Raw genomic sequence first — 21,031 nt, forward strand, 5'->3', positions numbered from 1 at the left:
CGCAGGAAAAGTATTGCGAGAAAAACAATCCTTAGTGATATCCGTTTATTTTTAACCACAAACTAGTGGTTTATATAGGTGGGATATGGGTATCACCGACTTATCAGCAAGTTTTGGTTGTAAGTAAATACTCAAAAATAGCCAATATGTGTAAGTATCCTACAATTTTGTCTAGGCGAATTGCAATGAAAGTTGCCCCATGTAGACCATTTTTTTCGTTTTATTTTGAATTTAATGCACAACAAATGTGCAACATTAGGCAAATAGAGCTGATTTTTTGCATGTTTATTGATATTTGATAGGTTGCTCGCAAAAAGCTTTGCGTAAACTATTTGGTCGAATTTTGCAGGGATGTAATTTTTTTTCAAAAAAGACTGATATTCATTCTTATTTACTGAGAACTTTGAAAATATGCAATTACATGAGTTGGTTAATACTATCGGCCAAGATCTTCAGCGTCGTTATGGTGAGAAGGTTCATAAGCTGACACTTCATGGTGGTTTTAGCTGCCCAAATAGAGATGGGACCATCGGTCGCGGTGGATGTACTTTTTGTAACGTTGCTTCGTTTGCGGATGAACAAACTCAAATTCAAAGTATTGCTGATCAGCTAAAAGATCGCGCCGGTGAGATCGCTCGTGCGAAGAAGTATCTTGCTTATTTTCAGGCATACACCAGCACTTATGCTGAAGTCCAAGTGCTCAAAAATATGTATGAAGAAGCGCTTAAAGCACCAGGTGCCGATATCGTAGGTCTTTGTGTTGGCACTAGGCCAGACTGCGTGCCTGATTCGGTATTGGAACTGCTAGCGGGTTACGTGGAACAAGGCTATGAGATTTGGCTAGAGCTAGGATTACAAACAGCCAATGATAAAACCCTTAAACGAATTAACCGTGGTCATGATTTTGCGGTGTATGAAACGATCACTCAGCGCGCACGGGCTTTAGGTATCAAAGTTTGTACGCACCTTATCGTCGGCCTGCCAAAAGAAACCAAAGTCGATAATCTGGAAACGTTAGACAAGGTATTAGCTGTTGGTACTGATGGTATCAAGCTTCACGGCCTTCATATTGTTGAGGGCAGTACCATGGCCAAAGCGTGGAAAGCTGGCAAACTCGAAGCGCCGACCCTGGAAGAGTATATTGATATCGCCAGTGAAATTATCCAGCGTACGCCTGCAAATGTGGTTTATCATCGTGTATCTTCAGCCGCTCGTCGTCCTACACTTCTTTCGCCATTGTGGTGTGAAAACCGCTGGTTAGCGATGACTGAAATTGGTCGTGAACTCGATAAAACAGGTGCGCAGGGCATCAAAACAGGTACGGCTTTCAAGTATACGCTCCCTGTATTAAATAGCGCCAATCTATAGAAATGCGTGGGAGTAGGTAACAGCAGATTAAACCAGCAAATAGTGGTAACATTTCCCTCACAGAATTTATGGTATAGATTGAGAGTAAATGGAACTGGTAATGACTTGGTTGTGGGACAAGGCGTATGGCTACGGTATATATATCGTGATCGTATTGCTAATTGCTCTCATCTGCTGGCATCTTTATTCGCGTTATCAGTCGCACATTGAAAAGCTTCTACTCTCTACTCCCTCACCACTTTACTTTGTCGATGTACGAAGTGGTGAAATCTTGTATGCCAATCTTCAAGCTATGCAATTATTGGGTATCCGCCAAATCGGTGTTAATTTTCGTTTTCCTACCGTGGAAAGTGAAAACAGTTTCCGTCACTACTTAACCAATCACATTAACTCTCGATCATTTGAGCAAATTTCGTTTTGGGCACTTTCCGAATTTGAGTCTTTTAAGGTCAATTTAGTCGGCCGTAAAATCCACTTTAGAAGCAAGAAAACCTGGATGATCCATGCCTCGCCTTATAAAAATACCAATGAAGAACTGTCCCAAGAAGTTCGTGAGCTCAATGTCGCGCGCACGGCTTTAGATTCTTTGTCTGAGCTGATCTACGTGAAAGATCAGAAAGGTGAGTTAGTGACGAGTAATCGCTCGTTTAAAAAGTTTTGGCATGGTCGTGCTGAAGAGGGCACCCTGAGTGTTTCTGGTGGAGCATTAAAAGGTCGTGTAAGTGAACGCTCTTGGACCACAGACCAAGATGGAAAAAGCTGCTTGCTTGAAACCTACCAAAGTGTCTTGCTTTCACAAGATGGCTCAACCATAGGTACGCTTTCGATTAGCCATGATGTAACCGATTGGCACGACATGCAGCAAAAGTTGCGCGGAGAGATGGAAAAACGAAAAGACACCGAAGTCGCGCTTGCACAGCGTGATACCATTCTACAAAACATCCTGGAGGCCAGCCCGGACTCCATTGGTATCTTTAATGAAAACATGGTTTATCAAGCGTGTAATAAACCATTTGTGGCTGCGCTGGGAATCTCTGAAGTGAGTGACTTGATCGGTAAGCGTTTACAAGATGTGGTGCCACATAGCATCTATACGCGAATTTCAGAAACCGATCATCAAGTGCTTCATCAAAGTAAATCGCTGCGTTATATCGACAAAGTGGTCTCAAGTGATGGAGCATTTACTTGGTATGATGTAGTCAAATCACCATTTAGAGATCCAGCATCGAGCACTAATGGTGTGTTGATCATGGCGCGTGATATTACCGAGCGCTATCTAGCAGAACAAAAGCTTGAAGAGGCGAACCTTGAACTTGAACGCCTCAGCTTTATGGATAGTTTGACTAAAGTTTCCAACCGACGCCGCTTTGATGAACAGCTTTCGACACTATGGCATTACCATGTGCGTGAGAGGCTACCATTGACGATCATGCTGTGTGATATCGACTTTTTTAAAGGCTATAACGATTTTTATGGTCACCAGCAAGGTGATGATGCTCTGATTCAAGTTTCGCAGGCATTCAAGCAAGTACTCAGTCGCTCGTCTGATTGCGTGGCTCGTTATGGCGGGGAAGAGTTCGGCTTTATTTTGCCAAATACGACTACGGATGGTGCGCTTCTTGTTGCAAGTCGTATTCATGATGAAGTACTTAAGTTAGGTCTGATACACGAAAAATCAGCGGTCTCTGAATTTATCACGGTGAGTATTGGCATTATTTCTTATATTCCATCACCTGATGACGAAATGGAGTCCGCAGTTGCGATGGCTGACAGTGCACTCTACCAAGCTAAATCTGACGGTCGAAATCGTTCAATGGTACATCCTTCTTCAATTAGCTAGTTCTATAAATTTATGGTTGGGTTAACCTGTCTTTTTGGGGTTGCTTAGCACTATCTTGATTGGTTACCACTATATTGATTGTTTGACCATGATATTGCTGCGGATCTCTTGCTGCGTGTGATGCAGCTAGCTTACCTCCTATCTTCAAACAGGGTAGAATGTTGCTAGTCTTATCGCATGGAGCGCTAAATGAAACCCATGAAAAATCTCGCTCAGTATTACGTAGATCTACTCGTAAAACTGGGGATTGTCCGCTTTTCTATCTTACTCGCCTTAGCGCTTGTTGCCCTCGCTGTTGTTGTGCAAGTCGGTATTACCCTCGCACTCAAAGGCAATGTTGATGACATCGACATTGTACGTTCGGTTTTCTTCGGTTTAGTCATCACGCCTTGGGCGGTCTATTTCTTGTCAGTAGTTGTTGACCAACTGGAAGAGTCCCGACAAAGATTGGCGAAGCTAGTATCTAAACTTGGCGATATGCGTGAGCGAGACCAAGAGCTCAACAATAAACTGCAGCTCAATATCGAGAAGCTTAACCAAGAAATTGAAGAACGTGAGAAAGCGGAAGAAGCGCGTGCTGAAGCTATGCATGATCTCGAAAATGAAGTCTTTCAACGTGAACGAACTCAGCTTGAACTCGCAGAGCGTACCGCACTACTGCGTTCGTTTATCGACGCTTCTCCTGACCTTATTTACTACCGAAACGAAGATGGTGTGTTCTCTGGTTGTAACCGCGCAGTAGAAGAACTTACCGGCAAAACAGAAAAAGATCTGGTTGGCTTAACGCCTTGGGATGTTTACAGCAAAGAAATCGCTCAGCAGGTTGTTGAAACTGATAAGAAAGTCTTTTCTGATAACCAAGCCCTGACCTACGACCAATGGTTGGAATACCCTGATGGTCGTAAGAGCTACTTCGAACTGCGTAAGGTACCTTTCTACAGTAAAGATGGCCGCCACTTAGGCTTAGTCGGCTTTGGTCGTGATATTACCGAGCGTAAAGAGCATCAAGAATCGTTAGAGAAAGCCAGTCGTGATAAGACTACCTTTATCTCAACCATCAGCCATGAATTAAGAACCCCACTTAACGGGATCATCGGCTTGAGCCGCATGCTACTGGACAGTCAACTGACACCCGAGCAGCGTAAACACATGCAAACCATTAAGGTTAGCGCCGTAACGCTGGGTAATATCTTTAACGATATTATCGATATGGATAAGTTTGATCGCCGCAAGCTAGAGTTATTCCCAACCCCGATTAACTTTGAAGATTTCGTTGTCGAGATTGAGAGTATTTCTGCATTGATGGCAGAGCAAAAAGGGTTGAGGTTTGATCTAGAAAGGTTGTCCGATCTTCCTGCATCTGTCGAAGTCGATGGTACGCGCTTGAGACAGGTGCTGTGGAACCTTGTCAGTAACGCGATGAAGTTCACCAAAGATGGTGGTGTAGTAATGACGGTCAGCGCCGATATCGATGGTGATTTTGCTGACATCACGATGGAAGTTGAGGATACCGGTATTGGTATTCCAGAGAGTGAAATCGAGAAGATCTTTGCAATGTACTATCAAGTGAAGTCAGGAACCGACAACCTGCACGCTGTTGGTACTGGTATTGGTCTTGCTGTATCTAAGCAATTGATCAACATGATGGATGGCGACATTGATGTCACCAGTGAAGAAGGCTTTGGTAGCACATTTACCGTTTCGATTCGCGTGCCGGTGAATCACGATACTCAGGCACTGATTAAAACACCAAGAAAGCAGTCGAACCTTAAAATCTTTATGGTGGAAGATATTGAACTCAATATCACGGTTGCTCGCTCTCTACTTGAAAGCCTTGGCCATGAAGTGACGGTGGTGATGACTGGTAAAGAAGCGCAAATTGTCTTCAACCCTAAAGACTATGATTTGGTGCTTCTGGATATTCAGTTACCAGATATGACAGGCTTCGACATCGCTCAGTACTACCGAGAGAAATATAGCCAGTTACCTCCTTTAGTTGCTTTGACGGCGAACGTTTTAAGCAACAAGCAAGAATATTTTCAGAAAGGTATGGACGAGGCGATCAGCAAGCCGCTGTCGGTTCGCGCTATTCAAGATGTCATCAGCGAGCTTATTGAGGATGCCCCAGAGGTTAATGAGAAAGCCAAGGGTATTGATACAGTAAAGGATGTTGAGAAAGCTACTGGTGTTGAAAAAGTAGTAGTGAGGAAGCCGGTTCTTCCTTCGGTTGATACGGCCCTGCTTGATATTGATATGCTAGAGTCTTATGTTGACATTGTTGGACCGAAACCGGTTTTGGATAGTATCGTGATGTTTGAAAATATGATGCCGGAGTATATGGAAATCTTGAACTCTAACATGGTCGCAAAAGATCAAGACAGCATCGTTTCTGAAGCTCATAAGATTAAAGGTGCGGCCGGTTCGATTGGTTTGAAGCGCATACAACAAGTCGCTCAGAAAGCTCAATCTCCAGATATGCCAGCGTGGTGGGAAAATATCTCAGATTGGGTCGATGAAATTAATAACGAATACCAGAATGATATTGAAGTATTAAAGAGTTGGTTAAATCAAAGGTAGAAGAATAATGAAAAAATTAGCATTCGCCGCATGCGTAGTGGCATTAGCCGGCTGCTCTGCCCCACAAGTAGAATGGCAGCAAGGTAACCAAGTTGAAGTCTCTGCGTCGACAGTCACAATGAAAAGTAACCTGTGGCACAACAAAATGCCAACGATTGGAGAGGCTCAAGATAAGACACTACACGGTTCCATCTACCTAGAGTCAGACTCACAATTGCCAGCAACGCTTGCAGTTGAGAGCGTCACGGTTAAGCAGGGTGCAGATACCTTGTTGGTAACGGCTGACGATCTTGATTTAAGAACTCACAGTGAAACTCAATGGGAAGTCGCTTTTGTATGGCAGCTAGAGATCGACAGTGATAAGCCGGTAGATGTAGCGGTTGAGCTGAAAGATGGCGAAACAGTTAAGTGGCTGGTGGAGAAAGACGTTAAAGTTGATACGGTTTACTAAAAACTCATTCAATTAAGAACAATAAAAAAGGGAGAATGCGTTGGCATTCTCCCTTTTTAATAATTATTGATTACGCTTCGACTGTTAGGAGTACTAGCTAGTTAGAAGTGCTCACCAACTACAGGAACTCAGCGTTCAGAAGCTTTATCGAATTAGTCTTCTAGGTCACCACAAAAGCGGTAGCCTTCACCGTGAATCGTTGCGATGATTTCTGGCGTACCAGAAACAGACTCAAAGTGTTTACGAATACGACGGATTGTTACGTCTACAGTACGATCGTGTGGCTTAAGTTCACGGCCAGTCATCTTCTTAAGAAGGTCTGCACGTGTTTGGATTTTACCTGGGTTCTCACAGAAGTGAAGTAGAGCACGGAACTCTGAACGAGGTAGTTTGTAGCCTTCGCCATCTGGGCTAACCAGAGAACGACTGTTGATATCGAGTACCCAACCGTTGAACTCGTACTTTTCAACGCTACGCTTTTCTTCTTGAACTGAGCTAGTGCTCATTGAACGGTTCAGAAGGTTACGTGCACGGATAGTCAATTCACGTGGGTTGAAAGGCTTAGTGATGTAGTCATCAGCGCCAATCTCAAGGCCAAGGATCTTATCAACTTCGTTATCACGACCCGTTAAGAACATAAGCGCTACATTTGCTTGCTCACGCAGTTCACGCGCAAGTAGTAGGCCATTCTTACCCGGAAGGTTGATGTCCATAATTACAAGGTTAACTTGGTTGTCAGATAGCACTTGGTGCATCTCTTCACCGTCGCTAGCCTCAAAAACAGCATATCCCTCTGCTTCAAAAATACTCTTTAGAGTGTTACGAGTTACTTGCTCATCTTCAACGATCAGAATCTGCGGGGTTTGCATTTGGCGGTACCTAAATTTGTGACGAAACTGTGCTAATAGAATAAATTCTAGGCAAAAACATAACATACAGGTAATGTAATTTTGATGATAACTTAAAGTTTTCAAAAAAACACTTACTTCCAGCTATCTGCCTTCCTTGAAGTATTGCCCAATAACGTAGATCCAGTACGCCTTTTAATCATTCTTTTAGTGATTGCAGAGGATTCTATAATGTTAACAGCATGCTAACAATGCGAGAATGTTAATTCCATTCACTTTGTTGATTTACATCAATTGCCGTATCGCAACAAACTTTAATAGTATGGCTACAACTTAACCAATGCTATGGTGATTATTTAGCAGCAAAACAAGAATGATTATTCGAGATGGCTCTCACATCTCACCTGCTAAAGGCAAGAATATGAACCAAGGAAGCTGAAAGCTGTCCTTAGAGTCTAGTAGATAAATATGCTCAATCAACTTTTTATTATTATTAGATTGAACATAGAACAATGAAAACAAAGGATTAATTTTAATAACATATAAAAGCATAGAGGTTCGCCTGACTTAACAGGTAACGCCTTACTCACGGAGGATATATGCACGATATAACACCCGACTTGTGTGATGAGTTTGAAAGCAAAGTCACATTACTTAACCTACCATTACAGAACTTCGGTCAACGTGGTGCGTTCTTTGGAAAAATTGTAACAGTTCGTTGTTATCACGATAATTCCAAGGTTCGCGAGGTTTTAGAGACTGATGGCATTGGTAAAGTGCTTGTTGTCGATGGAAATGGCTCGTGCCAGAAAGCGCTTCTTGGCGATCAGCTCGCCATTCTAGCAATAGAAAATGGATGGGAAGGCGTGATTGTGAACGGTGCCGTGCGCGATGTCGGCATGATGTCGCAAATGGACCTTGGGGTGCAGGCGCTTGGTGCATCTCCATTCAAAACAGAGAAACGCGGTGTTGGTCAGGTTAATGTCACTCTTTCTGTCCACAATCAGTTGATTCAACCTGGTGATTACATTTATGCGGATTGGAATGGTGTATTAATTTCATCTGAATTGTTAATTGAATCTTAACAGGTTTAAGTACAATAGGCTGGAATTATTGGATTGAGGAACGGTTTGTTGCGTGCACAGGTTGACGCTAAGATCTTGAGCTACTGAAAAATCAAAACGCATGCGAACTCATGAAGGACAACCGAATTCGATTAAAATCGAAATCCTAACCCCACTTCAACACCTTGCTGCCACTCTTCGTAATCAAGGGTGGCATGCAAATCCAAATTATCGGTAAGTTGTACTCGGCTTGAAACTTCTGCAGCTAATGACTTTTCGTTGTCTTCTTCTTCGTCTTTATAGGTGTGCAGAGAACTGTTAAAAGAGATCCTTTCTGAGAACTGATAACTGACACCACTTAAAAATCCGCTTTCATACTTAAGTGAATCGCTGTTGATTCGTGTACCTACATAAAGGTCAACATCAGCAAACAGACTGTATGAGTAACCACTGTCGATTTTCCAAGTGTCGAAGCTTTCACTTGAGGCATTTTGCGTTGAGATGAAGAATTTATGAGACGAACGATCGATTTGACTGGGAAGTAATGGTAAACCACTCAGTAGAGGCAAACTATTCGCTGAACAAATGACAGGCATAGCAAAGGCTAAAAGAATAAATAATCTCTTCACTTCCCACTCCTGATGTCATTATTATTGTTTTACGAACGTTATCGTTCAATTAAAGCACAGAAGTTGTGCGTTCGCTGTACAATCGATATAGCATTTTGTTATGACTATATATGCAACTTATGACTTCGCTTCATCTAGCAATCTAATTCCGCTTTTAAGTTGGGAGCTGTTTTAGGACGTTTTGTCGCTGAAATGGCTGTTTGCTCTGAAAAATGACGTGAATGTAAAAAAAACGCAACTTTTCATTGACGTCTAGTGGTAAAAATTGATACACGTAGAGTAAAGCACAAGCAGAGAATTTGATATGCAGCACCTAAGCCACCTAGTAATGACCACCACCATTATTATTACCGACATTCACATTGTTGGGGCAGGCTGCTAAGTAACGGATTTTAAAAGAAAGGCCTGTATCCCACAAGATACAGGCCTTTTTTTGTACCATTTTTATGACTTATGGAGAAAGGGATGCGCGTTTTAAAATTTGGAGGTTCATCATTAGCTGATGCAGATCGTTTTTTACGAGCGGCTGATATCATCGCTAATAATGCCCAGCAAGAAGAGCTAGCCGTTGTACTATCGGCTCCAGGAAAAACAACCAATAAGCTAGTTGCTGTTATTGAAGCGGCACTAAAAAATGGTGAAGCAGAAGCACAAATTGCAGAAATCGAATCATCATTTGCGAATCTGTTTACAGAGATTCAGGCTGTATTACCGGGTGTTGATGGTTCTGCATTTCAAGAGCAAGTGGATACGTCTCTTGCTCAACTAAAACAGTTTGTAAATGGCATTAACCTCTTAGGTATGTGCCCGAATCATGTTAATGCTCGTATCATCAGTAAAGGTGAGCGAATCTCCATCCAGTTAATGAAAGCGGTACTTGAAGCGAAAGGCCAACCAGCAAGCCTGATTGACCCAGTTCAGTACTTATACGCTAAAGGTGATCACCTTGAAGCGATGGTTGATGTGGATGTTTCTACTCAGAACTTCCGTCAATCACCCCTTCCACAAGGTCACGTAAACATCATGCCGGGCTTCACGGCCGGTAATGAAAAAGGTGAGTTAGTAACGCTTGGTCGTAACGGCTCTGATTACTCAGCAGCGGTTCTAGCGGCGTGTCTACGCGCGGATTGTTGTGAGATCTGGACAGATGTAGACGGTGTTTACAACTGTGACCCACGTTTGGTGCATGACGCTCGTCTTCTTAAATCGCTTAGCTACCAAGAAGCGATGGAGCTTTCTTATTTTGGTGCTTCGGTTCTACATCCGAAAACTATTGCTCCTATCGCGCAATTTCATATCCCTTGCCTAATCAAAAACAGCTTTAACCCACAGGGTGCAGGTACTTTGATTGGTCAAGACACTGGCGAAGATAACCTAGCGATCAAAGGCATCACAACTCTTAGTGACCTAACGATGGTTAACGTATCTGGCCCTGGTATGAAAGGCATGGTAGGCATGGCGAGCCGTGTGTTTGGCGCGATGTCTTCTGCGGGTGTATCTATTGTCCTTATTACTCAATCTTCTTCTGAGTACAGTATCAGCTTCTGTATTGAATCGGCTGATAAAGTAAGAGCAAAGCAAGTGCTATCAGAGGCGTTTGAACTTGAATTAAAAGATGGCTTGTTAGAGCCAGTCGAGTTCATGGACGACGTAGCGATTGTTACACTGGTGGGTGACGGTATGCGCACATCACGTGGTGTTGCTTCTCAGTTCTTCTCTTCTTTAGCTGAAGTAAATGTCAACATTGTTGCTATCGCTCAAGGCTCATCAGAACGCGCGATCTCTGCGGTTATCCCTGAAGATAAAATCTCAGAAGCGATAAAAGCGTGTCACGAGAATCTATTTAACTCGAAGCACTTCCTTGACGTATTCGTTGTCGGTGTTGGTGGTGTTGGAGGTGAACTTGTTGACCAGATCCAACGTCAACAAGGCAAACTGGCTGAGAAAGGTATTGTGATTCGCGTGTGTGGTTTAGCAAACAGCAAAGGTTTGTTGTTAGACAGCGATGGTCTGCCGTTAGAGCAATGGCGTGATCGTATGTCGAGCGCGACAGAAGAGTTCAGCCTAGCGCGTTTAGCGGCTCTAGTTCAACGTAACCACATCATCAACCCTGTGTTGGTTGATTGTACGTCTAGCGAAGGTATTGCTGCTCAATACGCGGACTTCCTAGCGGCTGGTTTCCATGTTGTAACACCAAACAAAAAAGCCAACACAGCAAGCATGGCTTACTACCATCAGCTTCGTGAAGTTGCACGTAACTCTCGTCGTAAGTTGATGTACGAGACAACAGTAGGCGCAGGTCTACCGGTAATCGAAAACCTACAGAACCTAATCTCTGCAGGTGATGAGCTTGAAAAATTCAACGGTATTCTTTCTGGTTCTCTGTCTTACATCTTCGGTAAGCTTGATGAAGGTATGACACTTAGCCAAGCAACAAACATTGCTAAAGATAACGGCTTTACTGAACCTGATCCTCGTGATGACCTATCTGGTATGGATGTCGCACGTAAGCTGCTTATTCTTGCTCGTGAAGCTGGTATGGCGCTTGAGCTTGAAGACGTTGAAGTTGACCAAGCATTGCCACCGGGTTTTGATGATTCAGGTACGGTGGAAGAGTTTATGGCTCGTTTGCCAGAAGCGGATGCTTATTTCAAAGAGCAGTCAGCTATCGCCGCAGAAGAAGGCAAAGTACTTCGCTATGTCGGTGAAATCACCGATGGTAAGTGTAAAGTTCGTATCGCAGCTGTTGATGGCGACGACCCAATGTTCAAGATTAAAGATGGCGAGAATGCGCTGGCATTCTACAGTCGTTACTACCAACCAATCCCTCTTGTACTTCGTGGTTACGGTGCGGGTACTGAAGTAACAGCAGCAGGCGTATTCTCTGATGTGATGCGTACTCTTGGTTGGAAATTAGGAGTTTAGGAATGAGTTCAAGTGATATGGATGTTGTCGTTTATGCTCCTGCATCAATCGGTAATGTCAGTGTAGGGTTTGATGTGCTGGGGGCCGCTGTGTCTCCAGTGGATGGCACATTACTTGGTGATCGAGTAATGGTTAAAGCTGGTGATCAAGCGTTTTCACTAAAAACAGCGGGTAGCTTTGTTTCTAAACTGCCAACTGAAACCAAAGAAAATATCGTTTATGACTGTTGGGTGGTGTTCTCTAGAGAGTTAGATAAGAAAGGCGTTTCGGTTAAGCCTTTGGAGATGACACTAGAGAAGAACATGCCTATCGGTTCTGGTTTAGGTTCAAGTGCATGTTCAATTGTAGCGGCGCTTGATGCTCTGAACCGTTTTCACGGACAACCACTGGATGAAACCGAACTCCTTGCCCTAATGGGTGAAATGGAAGGTAAGATTTCAGGCGGTATACATTACGATAATGTTGCGCCATGCTACCTTGGTGGTGTCCAGCTTATGCTTGAAGAGTTAGGCATCATTAGCCAAGAAGTACCGTGTTTTGATGATTGGTTCTGGGTAATGGCTTATCCGGGCATTAAGGTTTCAACCGCTGAGGCGAGAGAAATCCTACCATCTCAATACCGTCGTCAAGATGTGATTGCACATGGTCGCCATTTAGCTGGTTTCATCCACGCTTGCCACTCAGGCCAACCTGAACTGGCAGCTAAGATGATCAAAGACGTGATTGCTGAACCATATCGTGAGAAACTGCTTCCAGGGTTTGCTGATGCGCGTAAGTACGCAACTTCAGCCGGTGCACTGGCTACTGGTATTTCCGGTAGTGGCCCAACTCTGTTTAGCATTTGCAAAGAACAAGATGTCGCCGAGCGTGTTGCACGTTGGTTAGAACAAAATTACGTACAAAATGAAGAAGGATTCGTCCACGTTTGTCGTTTAGACAAACAAGGTTCGATCGTTACAGGAAGTGAGTTATGAAGCTGTACAACATCAAAGAAAACGATGAGCAAGTCTCTTTTGGCCAAGCCGTTCGTCAAGGTTTAGGTCGTAATCAAGGTCTATTTTTCCCATCAGAGCTGCCGAAGTTTGATGATATCGATGCGCTGCTAGCAGAGGACTTTGTCCCTCGTAGCTCAAAGATCCTATCGGCTTTAATCGGTGATGAATTACCAAAGGAACAAATTGATCAATTAGTGGATGCGGCATTCCAATTCCCAGCACCGATCAATCAAGTAAAAGACGGCGTCTACGCGCTTGAATTGTTCCACGGTCCAACACTGGCATTTAAAGATTTCGGTGGCCGTTTCATGGCTCAATCTTTAGCAGCGGTATCTGATGGTGGTCAAATCACAATCTTAACCGCGACATCTGGTGATACTGGCGCTGCGGTTGCGCATGCTTTCTACGGTATGAAAGACATCAATGTTGTGATCCTTTATCCGAAAGGCAAGATCAGCCCACTACAAGAAAAGCTGTTCTGTACGCTAGGTAAAAACATCCACACTGTGGCAATCGATGGTGATTTTGATGCGTGTCAGGCGTTGGTTAAAGACGCATTTGATGACGCTGAATTGCGTAAAGAGATTGGCTTAAACTCAGCAAACTCAATCAACATCAGTCGTTTAATGGCTCAAATCTGTTACTACTTTGAGGCTGCATCTCAGCTCACCAAAGAACAGCGTGAGAACCTCGTTATTTCAGTCCCAAGTGGTAACTTCGGTAATCTAACGGCTGGCCTATTGGCTAAAGCTCTTGGTTTGCCAGTGAAGCGCTTCATTGCAGCGACCAATGAAAATGATACGGTTCCTCGCTACCTTGAAACGGGGAAATGGGATCCAAAACCAACGGTTGCGACAACATCAAACGCGATGGACGTTAGCCAACCAAACAACTGGCCTCGTATCGAAGAGCTTTGCCAACTGAAAGGTTGGGGTTTAGATACACTAGGGAAAGGTAAGGTCTCTGACGAGCAGAGCGCTGAGTCAGTGCGCGACTTAAAAGCACAAGGTTACCTTTGTGAACCACATGGTGCGATTGCTTACCGCCTACTGGAAGAGCAACTGCAAGAAAACGAAACTGGCTTGTTCCTGTGTACTGCGCACCCTGCGAAGTTCAAAGAAGTGGTTGATGATATTTTAGGTACAGATATTGAGTTACCTGGTCCACTGGCTAAGCACGCGGCGATGGAATTGTTGTCTGAAGATCTAGACAATGATTTTGAAGCTCTGAAAACGGTACTACGCCGAGTTCAACCGTAACGTACATATGTATTGTTGAACAAATAAAAACGGCGCTCAATGAGCGCCGTTTTTGTATTCTAATTCAAGCTCTAAAAAATTATAGAGACTCAGTGAACGTACGTGCGATAACGTCACGTTGCTGTTCAGTAGTTAGAGAGTTGAAACGTACAGCGTAACCCGATACACGGATAGTTAGTTGTGGGTAGTTCTCTGGGTGAGCAACTGCATCTTCTAACGTTTCACGCTTAAGAACGTTAACGTTTAGGTGTTGGCCACCTTCGATGCGTGGCGCTGCTTCGATTGCAACTTCACGGCTTTCGTACTCGCCTAGGTCTGCAGCTGAGATAACTTGGTCAGCTTCGAAACCTGAAGTAGCAACAACACAACGAGCTTCATTCTTCTCGCTATCTAGTAGCCAGATTGAGTTTAGTAGGTCATCGTTCGCTGCTTTAGTAATTTGAATACCTTGGATCATAACTATCTCCTAGTCCACTGAATGTGGTTTGATTATGGTGTTAACTTTCGATTTTTATTGAGCTGGGTAATATATACCTAATATTAGTAAGGTTAACATTGATTTAAGTCAAAAAACAACCAAAAACCATATTTTTACAAAGGTAATTATATTGAGGTAAATCAATAAAACCTTTGAAAACAAAGTAATTACAAAATATTTTAAAGTATAAAAAATATTTAACAGTTGTATGTGTAGTAATTTTACTACATTTGTTGTGTTTTTATTGAACTACAACTGATACGACCCTTTATTTATTAAGCATTCTGAAAGTGTAAAGTGATTTAATGACAAACAATAATTCAGCCTCAAAGCCTCAAACAAATATCAAGTTTATTGGTGCTCATGTGTCTGCAGCGGGCGGTGTTGATCAAGCGCCAATGCGCGCTCGTGAGATTGGCGCCAATGCTTTTGCATTGTTTACTAAGAACCAGAGACAATGGGCGGCAAAGCCGCTAGAAGCCAAAACCATCAGCGCCTTTAAAGCCAACTGCAAAATGTTAGGCTTTACTGCTGAACATATTCTTCCTCATGATTCTTACCTTATTAACTTAGGGGCACCAGAAGAAGAGAAGCTAGAAAAGTCACGTGCGGCTTTTATCGATGAAATGGAGCGTTGTAATCAACTTGGTTTAACGCTTTTGAATTTTCATCCAGGGAGTCATTTAAAGAAGATCTCTGAAACCGAATGCTTGGCCAAGATCGCTGAGTCGATTAATTTGGCTCACCAAGCGGTGCCTGATGTGATTGCGGTGATCGAGAATACGTCTGGGCAAGGCTCTAATCTTGGTTGGAAGTTTGAGCACCTAGCAGAGATCATCGATCAAGTAGACGATAAGTCACGCGTCGGTGTGTGTTTAGATACTTGCCATACCTTTACTGCCGGTTATGACCTAAGAACAAAAGAAGCGTGTGAGCATACTTTTGCTGAGTTCGACCGTATCGTGGGCATGCACTATCTAAGAGCAATGCACATCAATGATTCAAAAGCTGAGTTCGCAAGCCGAGTAGATAGACATCATTCTTTAGGAAAAGGTGAGATTGGCTGGGACTGTTTTGAATATATTGCCTCGGATTCTCGTTTTAATGGTATCCCTCTTATCTTGGAAACCATTGATTCAACAATATGGAATGAGGAAATTCAACAACTTAGAATGTTTCATCACTCAGCAACGGCTATGAGTGAAGAAATGTAATATATAGAGGCGGAAATTAATTTCCTTCTATTTCTAATAATTGGCACCTTTCTTTCATAGTCTTAAAGTGAATATGTAGTTCACGAAGTCTTATAGGAGGTGCTTTTATGTATTCAATAGCCCAAACTCAAACTGTTTCTGTCGCAAGTCGTTTACCGACACCAAACCGTCATGTACATAACCATGGTCATCATCGTACACAGCAGAAAAGTGGTTAATAGAGATAAACACAACTTGAACTGATTATTATGATTCATCAACAAGTGAACCCTACACATCATGTTTATTGATAGCTGTATGAGGTATAACTAGATCCTTATTTAGGATAGTTAGCCGATACAGCTATTTTTTTGTGTAGCGAAAGGTCGGCAACCTCTAGAAACCTTGATGATTGGGAAGTAATACGATGAGCGCACCAAAGACATGGGAATCCATCATTAATGATGAACGTGAGAAAGAGTATTTCCAAAATGTTCTCACTTTTGTCGAACAGCAACGTAATAGTGGGAAAACTGTCTACCCTCCACAAGATCAGGTGTTCAGTGCCTTTGATATGACACCTTTTGAGTCGGTGCGAGTGGTTATCTTAGGTCAAGACCCTTATCACGGTGCCAATCAAGCGCATGGCTTAGCTTTTTCTGTACTGCCAGGTGTAAAAATTCCACCTTCGCTACGTAATATGTACAAAGAGCTTGCACAAGATATAAAGGGTTTTGAGGCTCCTAGTCATGGTTTTCTTGAATCTTGGGCATCGCAAGGGGTGTTAATGTTGAATACAGTCCTAACGGTAGAAGAGGCGAAAGCACACTCACATGCAAAGTGTGGTTGGGAGAGCTTTACTGATGCGATCATCGCTGAGTTGAATCAGCGTTCTGAACCTATCATCTTCTTGCTTTGGGGAGCGCATGCTCAAAAGAAAGGCCAAGTGATTGATGCCAAAAAACATCATGTGTTGGTTGCACCTCACCCATCGCCATTATCCGCACGTCGTGGTTTCTTCGGTTGTCAGCATTTCTCAACAACTAATAAGCTGCTTTCTTCTATTGATCAACAACCTATCGATTGGCGGCTACCAACAGAATTATAGATTGATGGTTTTCTGAGCAGGGTCAAACCATAAATAAGCATCTTCGTATACACTTGTAAATAGTAGGTGTAATGGAGTGCAATACTATGATGATTGAAAGGATAAGACGAGAGCATGGCTATATGGCTCGTTTGCTCGCGATTCTCAATAATAAGTTAGAGTGTCTAAAACAAGAGCGTGAAATAAACTACAGCCTGATCGCTGAGGTGGTTCATTATTTGATGAATCATTCGGAAAAGGTGCATCATCCTAAAGAAGATGTCATTTATCGGTATTACCTTAAGCAATATGGAAGTGACCAAGTGATTGAAGACTTGGAGCTAGAGCATCAATTGCTTTCGGAAAAAACCGCCGACTTTTTGGGGTTAGTCGATATGATCCTCCAAGATGCGGTAGTTCCTCAGCAAGTGTTTATTGAACAGCTTGAAGCTTTTGTAAAGGCGCAGAGAAAGCACATGGAATATGAAGAGAAGCATGTATTGCCAATGATTATTGAGGAATTTACTGTGAAAGATTGGCAAGAGGTTGAATCGCAATGGCTTCAACCTGAAAACGACCCTGTCTTTGGAGAGACGATTGCTGATCAATACCGCCAGCTTGCAGCTCGTGTACGACAAAATGAACAAGAGTGCGTTTAGTCTATCAGTACAGCTAATATGAGTTTTGAAGCACCTCTATGTTGAGGTGTCTTCTGTATTAGTCGCTTGATACTTGTTGACTCTTTATCTTCGGTCATAGGCGTTCAAAACGATGCTTTGAATTGGCGAGTAATCATATTTAGGACGGTACAAATAGAATAAAAAAGCACCTTTATAGGTGCCTTTTAGTTTTTATTCTATTGTCGTGCTGATTAAAGCTTTATATCGTCGAGGCTGAAGTCGAGGCCTAGGTTCATCTCTCTTAACTCTTTTTCAAGCTGTCTACGGTCGTTGATTGCTTCGATTTCACGCCATTTACGCTTGAGTGGTTTGGAGCGTGTTTTTTGAGTTGCACGAGGTATTTCTAGTTCTGATATTTCATCAAATTGAAAGCTATCCATAAGCCATATCTCCTTCCGTGGGACTCGTTCTTACGAACCATTAAATATCATATTTAAGTCTACAATAACCTTGATTTATTTCTCATTTGTTTCAAATCCATGAAGCTTTTGTTCTATTTTTTTATGCATGCTCACACATTGTGGTGATTTTTGTGTACAAAAAATGAGCAAACAAACATGAGTAAACGATTAAATTAGTGGTTATTGAATGTTAATTCATTGTGCGAAAGGGATAGCATTCTGATAGTGGTGCATTCAGTTGCACACTGCGCTGCGCGGTATGGGAATCTCATTGTTCTAGAAAAATGCACATATCTTCACTATACCTTGTAAAGCCTAGGCTGACGGTATTTATATAACATGGCGTCCTTGTTTTGTTGGAGGACTGATTTTTGTTGATATTATGTCCCGGTAATGTGACTTTTATTGGGCTTAATTGTTGAGAATTGTGTTAACAAAAGGTGTGTTATTAGTGAAATGTCATTTAAATATAAACTCTATTGCATATTGATTTTTAGGCCGTCTCGCTGCATTATCCGCCCGTCAAAAAATACACTGATACGTAAAATGGATGCATGAAGCGACATTTACAATCTAGATCGCAGCAAATAAATATAAAACTAATGCCGACACAACTATTGACACTGGCATAGGTGATCTAGAGGAAGGCTCGGAAGCAAGATCAGTGCTTAAACTCAATTACGAGGTTCACGTGACAGACTTAATCAATTTGATGAACGATCTCCTTTGGGGATCTATCTTAGTTTACTTACTCGTTGGTGTGGGTATCTACTTCACTGTACGACTAGGCTTCATTCAATTCCGCCATTTCGGCCACATGTTCTCTGTTCTCAGAAACAGCCGTAAAGCAGACAGTGCTGGTATCTCTTCTTTCCAAGCTCTTTGTACTAGTCTTGCTGCTCGTGTCGGTACAGGTAACATGGCAGGTGTTGCTGTAGCACTAACCGCCGGTGGCCCTGGTGCTATCTTCTGGATGTGGCTAATCGCCATGCTAGGTATGGCAACATCATTTGCTGAAAGCACTCTAGCACAGCTATACAAAACGCGTGATAACGACGGTAACTACCGTGGCGGCCCTGCATACTACATGGAGAAAGGCCTAGGTATGCGTTGGATGGGGGTTCTATTCTCTATCTTCCTAATCATCGCATTTGGTCTAGTATTCAACGCGGTTCAAGCAAACGCAATTGCAAGCGCAATGAATACGGCATTCGACTTTGAGCGCGGCTACGTTGGTGTTGGTATCGTAATTATCTCTGCATTCGTTATCTTCGGTGGTATCCGTAAGATCGCTCGTACTGCAGAAATCATTGTTCCAATCATGGCACTGGCTTATTTAGCTATCGCTATCTACGTAATGCTAATGAACATTGAGAAAGTGCCTGAAGTTCTGGCTCTTATCTTCAAGAGTGCTTTTGGTCTGCAAGAAGCAGCCGCGGGTGGCCTAGGTTACGCGATCGCACAAGCAATGATTAACGGCATCAAACGTGGTTTGTTCTCGAACGAAGCGGGTATGGGTTCTGCGCCAAACGCAGCAGCTTCTGCTACGCCTTACCCACCGCATCCAGCATCGCAAGGTTACGTGCAAATGCTAGGCGTATTCATGGACACAATTGTTATCTGTTCAGCAACAGTAGCAATCATCCTAATGTCTGGTGAGTATGTACCACATGGTGAAGTAACGGGTATCGAACTCACGCAACGTGCACTAACGGCACAAGTGGGCGAATGGGGCGGCATCTTTGTAGCGGTAGCGATTTTCTTCTTCGCTTTCACTTCAATCATTGCAAACTACTCGTACGCTGAAACGAACCTTATCTTCCTTGAGCACAACAACAAGAAAGGCCTAGTGCTATTCCGTATCGTTGTTCTGGGTATGGTTATGTTCGGTTCTCTAGCGACATTGCCAACAGTATGGGCACTGGCTGACGTATCGATGGGCCTAATGGCGATTGTAAACTTGGCGGCGATTATCCTGCTATCGGGTATCGTGATTAAGCTAGCGAAAGACTACAACCGTCAACTAGACGCAGGTAAAGTACCAACATTTGATTCGAATGACTTCCCAGAGCTTAAGTCTCAGCTGGAAGACGGTATTTGGGACAACAACAAGAAGTAATCTTGTTGGAGCGATAAACAGCTCATCCTAAAGTGATTAGAAAGGCTAAGGTTTCGACCTTAGCCTTTTTCTTTGCCTGTCATTTGCCTAATTCTGTCTATCAAAGCTCATTCTCCCTATAGAAGTAATAGGAAGAGTCATAAAGACAAGTTGATGTTTTTTCTATACTCTAGCAGCATCCAGTTAGATAACCGATTAGGGTAAAGTTATGTTAGTTGTCGTTTCTCCAGCCAAAACACTTGATTACGAATCACCATTAGCGACTGAACGCTTTAGTCAGCCTGAGTTTATTGAACACTCTGCTGAGCTGATTGAAGAGTGCCGTAAGCTGACGCCAGTAGATGTTTCTGCACTGATGAAAGTCAGCGATAAAATCGCAGGGTTGAACGTAGCGCGCTTTGAGCAGTGGAGCGAGACTTTTACCCAAGACAACGCACGCCAAGCAATCCTAGCCTTTAAGGGCGATGTCTACACTGGCCTAGACGCTGAGACTTTATCGGATGAAGATTTTGACTACGCACAAAACCACCTGCGCATGCTTTCTGGGTTATATGGTTTGCTTAAGCCGTTAGATTTGATGCAGCCATACCGCCTAGAGATGGGGACACGCTTGGCGAATGCTCGTGGTACTAACTTGTATCAGTTCTGGGGTAACATCATCACAGACAAGCTCAATGAAGCGTTGAATGCTCAGGGTGATAATGTGCTGATCAATCTAGCGTCGAACGAATACTTTAAAGCCGTGAAGCCAAAGAACCTTGACGGCCAAGTGATTACCCCAGTATTTAAAGATTGTAAGAACGGTCAATACAAGGTGATCAGTTTCTACGCGAAGAAAGCGCGCGGCATGATGGCTCGCTACATTATCGAGAACAAAATTGATTCGGTAGAAGCGCTAACTCAATTTGATACGGCGGGTTACTATTTCGTTGAAGAAGAGTCGAATGCGAAAGAGCTTGTTTTCAAGCGTGAAGAGCAAAGCTAGCAGCCCTTGGCTAACGAGTTAGTCTCGGCTTTAGCCTGTAATTAAAATTAGAGACGAATTATTTAGCCAGATAACAGGCCAGACAAAGAAAAGCCCCATGCTGCGAACTGCATGGGGCTTTTTTATGGAATC

18 protein-coding genes and 1 other annotated feature are annotated in these 21,031 nt (G+C 43.1%); of the genes, 13 read left to right on the forward strand and 5 right to left on the reverse strand.

The window, feature by feature from the left end:
* Window positions 1-411: 411 nt before the first annotated feature.
* The 4 genes from mnmL to ACFI6G_RS11460 all read left to right on the forward strand — a co-directional run bounded on the left by mnmL (window position 412) and on the right by ACFI6G_RS11460 (window position 6,236).
* On the forward strand, window positions 412-1,368 hold the full coding sequence (mnmL, locus tag ACFI6G_RS11445; protein ID WP_010434776.1) for a tRNA modification radical SAM protein MnmL/YtqA: 957 nt from the start codon (window positions 412-414) through the stop codon (window positions 1,366-1,368).
* 88 nt (window positions 1,369-1,456) lie between these two features.
* Window positions 1,457-3,208: a diguanylate cyclase gene (locus ACFI6G_RS11450; RefSeq protein ID WP_016786006.1), complete on the forward strand. Its 1,752-nt coding sequence runs from the start codon at window positions 1,457-1,459 to the stop codon at window positions 3,206-3,208.
* Between the two features lie 189 nt (window positions 3,209-3,397).
* A complete protein-coding gene (arcB, locus tag ACFI6G_RS11455; protein WP_016767743.1) occupies window positions 3,398-5,785 on the forward strand; it encodes an aerobic respiration two-component sensor histidine kinase ArcB in 2,388 nt (795 codons plus the stop codon).
* A 7-nt stretch (window positions 5,786-5,792) separates the two neighbouring features.
* Window positions 5,793-6,236: a hypothetical protein gene (locus ACFI6G_RS11460; protein ID WP_016767742.1), complete on the forward strand. Its 444-nt coding sequence runs from the start codon at window positions 5,793-5,795 to the stop codon at window positions 6,234-6,236.
* Window positions 6,237-6,388: 152 nt separating this feature from the next.
* Here ACFI6G_RS11460 and arcA read toward each other — a convergent pair whose 3' ends face one another.
* Entirely contained in the window at window positions 6,389-7,105 is a 717-nt protein-coding gene (gene arcA, locus ACFI6G_RS11465; protein ID WP_004741534.1) for a two-component system response regulator ArcA, read from the reverse strand.
* A gap of 372 nt (window positions 7,106-7,477) precedes the next feature.
* Window positions 7,478-7,636, reverse strand: a complete 159-nt coding sequence (locus ACFI6G_RS11470; protein WP_016767741.1) for a hypothetical protein — start codon at window positions 7,634-7,636, stop codon at window positions 7,478-7,480.
* A gap of 47 nt (window positions 7,637-7,683) precedes the next feature.
* Between ACFI6G_RS11470 and ACFI6G_RS11475 the strand changes: the two genes are divergently transcribed.
* Entirely contained in the window at window positions 7,684-8,169 is a 486-nt protein-coding gene (locus ACFI6G_RS11475; RefSeq protein ID WP_010434787.1) for a putative 4-hydroxy-4-methyl-2-oxoglutarate aldolase, read from the forward strand.
* 131 nt (window positions 8,170-8,300) lie between these two features.
* Here ACFI6G_RS11475 and ACFI6G_RS11480 read toward each other — a convergent pair whose 3' ends face one another.
* The gene (locus ACFI6G_RS11480; RefSeq protein ID WP_010434788.1) at window positions 8,301-8,777 is read right to left on the reverse strand and encodes a DUF7840 domain-containing protein; all 477 of its coding nucleotides are present in this window, start codon (window positions 8,775-8,777) and stop codon (window positions 8,301-8,303) included.
* 317 nt (window positions 8,778-9,094) lie between these two features.
* Window positions 9,095-9,213: a sequence feature (Thr leader region), on the forward strand.
* Between the two features lie 29 nt (window positions 9,214-9,242).
* Between ACFI6G_RS11480 and thrA the strand changes: the two genes are divergently transcribed.
* From thrA to thrC, 3 genes are read left to right on the forward strand one after another with little or no spacing between them, the layout of a single operon-like run.
* A complete protein-coding gene (gene thrA, locus ACFI6G_RS11485; protein ID WP_010434791.1) occupies window positions 9,243-11,702 on the forward strand; it encodes a bifunctional aspartate kinase/homoserine dehydrogenase I in 2,460 nt (819 codons plus the stop codon).
* A 17-nt stretch (window positions 11,703-11,719) separates the two neighbouring features.
* Window positions 11,720-12,676 (forward strand): homoserine kinase, encoded by a 957-nt coding sequence (gene thrB / locus ACFI6G_RS11490; RefSeq protein WP_032544909.1) that lies wholly within the window; start codon window positions 11,720-11,722, stop codon window positions 12,674-12,676.
* Window positions 12,673-13,956, forward strand: a complete 1,284-nt coding sequence (gene thrC, locus ACFI6G_RS11495; RefSeq protein WP_010434795.1) for a threonine synthase — start codon at window positions 12,673-12,675, stop codon at window positions 13,954-13,956. Before thrB ends, thrC begins: the two co-directional genes overlap by 4 nt.
* Window positions 13,957-14,035: 79 nt before the next feature.
* On the opposite strand, the gene grcA is transcribed toward thrC, so the two are convergent.
* A complete protein-coding gene (gene grcA / locus ACFI6G_RS11500; RefSeq protein WP_009848415.1) occupies window positions 14,036-14,413 on the reverse strand; it encodes an autonomous glycyl radical cofactor GrcA in 378 nt (125 codons plus the stop codon).
* Window positions 14,414-14,739: 326 nt separating this feature from the next.
* Between grcA and nfo the strand changes: the two genes are divergently transcribed.
* The 3 genes from nfo (at window position 14,740) to ACFI6G_RS11515 (ending at window position 17,373) form a co-directional block, all read left to right on the forward strand.
* Window positions 14,740-15,648, forward strand: a complete 909-nt coding sequence (nfo, locus tag ACFI6G_RS11505) for a deoxyribonuclease IV (protein WP_010434798.1) — start codon at window positions 14,740-14,742, stop codon at window positions 15,646-15,648.
* 406 nt (window positions 15,649-16,054) lie between these two features.
* Entirely contained in the window at window positions 16,055-16,735 is a 681-nt protein-coding gene (gene ung, locus ACFI6G_RS11510; RefSeq protein ID WP_016767739.1) for a uracil-DNA glycosylase, read from the forward strand.
* 86 nt (window positions 16,736-16,821) lie between these two features.
* A complete protein-coding gene (locus ACFI6G_RS11515) occupies window positions 16,822-17,373 on the forward strand; it encodes a hemerythrin domain-containing protein (RefSeq protein ID WP_010434801.1) in 552 nt (183 codons plus the stop codon).
* Between the two features lie 212 nt (window positions 17,374-17,585).
* Here ACFI6G_RS11515 and ACFI6G_RS11520 read toward each other — a convergent pair whose 3' ends face one another.
* Window positions 17,586-17,774: a DUF3545 family protein gene (locus ACFI6G_RS11520; RefSeq protein ID WP_010434803.1), complete on the reverse strand. Its 189-nt coding sequence runs from the start codon at window positions 17,772-17,774 to the stop codon at window positions 17,586-17,588.
* A gap of 712 nt (window positions 17,775-18,486) precedes the next feature.
* Between ACFI6G_RS11520 and ACFI6G_RS11525 the strand changes: the two genes are divergently transcribed.
* Together ACFI6G_RS11525 and yaaA are read left to right on the forward strand one after the other, a co-directional pair.
* Entirely contained in the window at window positions 18,487-19,914 is a 1,428-nt protein-coding gene (locus tag ACFI6G_RS11525; protein WP_010434805.1) for an alanine/glycine:cation symporter family protein, read from the forward strand.
* A 208-nt stretch (window positions 19,915-20,122) separates the two neighbouring features.
* Window positions 20,123-20,899, forward strand: coding sequence for a peroxide stress protein YaaA (yaaA, locus tag ACFI6G_RS11530; RefSeq protein WP_016791804.1), 777 nt, complete (start codon window positions 20,123-20,125; stop codon window positions 20,897-20,899).
* The last annotated feature ends 132 nt before the right edge of the window (window positions 20,900-21,031 follow it).

The sequence above is a fragment of the Vibrio sp. PSi01 genome (assembly GCF_054960695.1).